General features: G+C 35.1%; 2 protein-coding genes and 1 pseudogene. 1 reads left to right on the top strand and 2 read right to left on the bottom strand.

Annotated elements, in window-relative coordinates; genetic code table 11:
• Positions 1–303, bottom strand: a 303-nt coding sequence (locus ACS8FC_RS14830) for a PepSY domain-containing protein (RefSeq protein WP_439297333.1), incomplete at its 3' end; no start/stop codon positions are given.
• A gap of 206 nt (positions 304–509) precedes the next feature.
• Here ACS8FC_RS14830 and ACS8FC_RS14825 point away from each other — a divergent pair.
• Positions 510–614: pseudogene (locus tag ACS8FC_RS14825) on the top strand (ketoglutarate semialdehyde dehydrogenase); the annotation flags it as partial.
• A gap of 114 nt (positions 615–728) precedes the next feature.
• On the opposite strand, the gene ACS8FC_RS14820 reads toward ACS8FC_RS14825, so the two are convergent.
• Positions 729–989, bottom strand: a complete 261-nt coding sequence (locus ACS8FC_RS14820) for a hypothetical protein (protein WP_439297332.1) — start codon at positions 987–989, stop codon at positions 729–731.
• Between the last annotated feature and the right edge of the window lie 95 nt (positions 990–1,084).

Below are 1,084 nucleotides of genomic sequence, written 5' to 3'. Positions count from 1 at the left end.
TATCACTTTACCTGTACTGGCATTGACGATGACTTCTTGCTCGTTGTTGTTGGCAATAATTTTAATCTCATAATGGTTATTTTCCATATGGTCTTCTTGATCAAAGCCTGCACTAATAATATTGCCTGTTACCGCCTTATTGGCGAGAACCATCGCTTGCTCTAAGCTGATTTTACTCTGTGATGCCGCTATAGTTTCATCCATTGACGTAGCGGCTTGGCTCATTGGAATAGCAGCCGCGCTAAAGGTGGCGACACTCAATGCTACTACTAATGATTTTTTTAATGTTGATATGTTTTTCATAATAAAGCCTTCAGGTTTTCCAGATACATTATCAAGATCGTTATTTATTGAAATAATGTCGTGAAAGATGGTGACACAGTCCATCGCGTCATGTCTAAATAATTTATGCTGATAAAACGTAACTTATGTTGTGTTTACAAGGTAAAATATTTTGTAACTATGTCAAAGCGTGGCCAAATTGTTTACTACTTTCGACATATAGTGGCTATCAAAACTATCCGCAAAGCTTATTACAAGAAGCATTAAAGGATGAGAATCCGTTCAATATTTTGAGACTAGTTAATGGTGAAGTGACCCGAAATAAAATTTAATATAAGAAATTAACGAAAAAAAGAGACCCATTGAAGGTCTCTTTTTTTACTGTATATGCCATTAAAAAATAACGCCCATTTAAGGCGTCATTTTTGGATTATCGAAGGTTAGTTTTAAGAACGATGTTCGTGAGTATTTTTACCTTGATATTTACCTTTCACCTTATATTTAGCAGCTGCCGCCTTTGATCTATCGTGAGAATCCTTCGCCTTATTTTTGACAACTTTATGCTTACTATCTGCCTTGTTACCATGTTTTTGGTGTTGTACTTGAGACGCATGATGTTGTGAATAATTTGGTGCAGCATTGGCTTGACCAACCATCGACAAACAGGCAGTAGCAGCTAGAATCGAACTTACTATTATCTTTTTCATTGTTTTTCCTAATTTAATTCATATTAATAAATGATGATTAAAGATACCTTATGAAGTATCACGATAAAGCATCGCTCTATCGACAAAGAAAATGA

It is taken from the genome of Psychrobacter sp. 1Y4, assembly GCF_051847555.1.
Note: the sequence above shows the minus strand (reverse complement) of the source record. Positions and strands in the feature narration are given on the sequence as shown.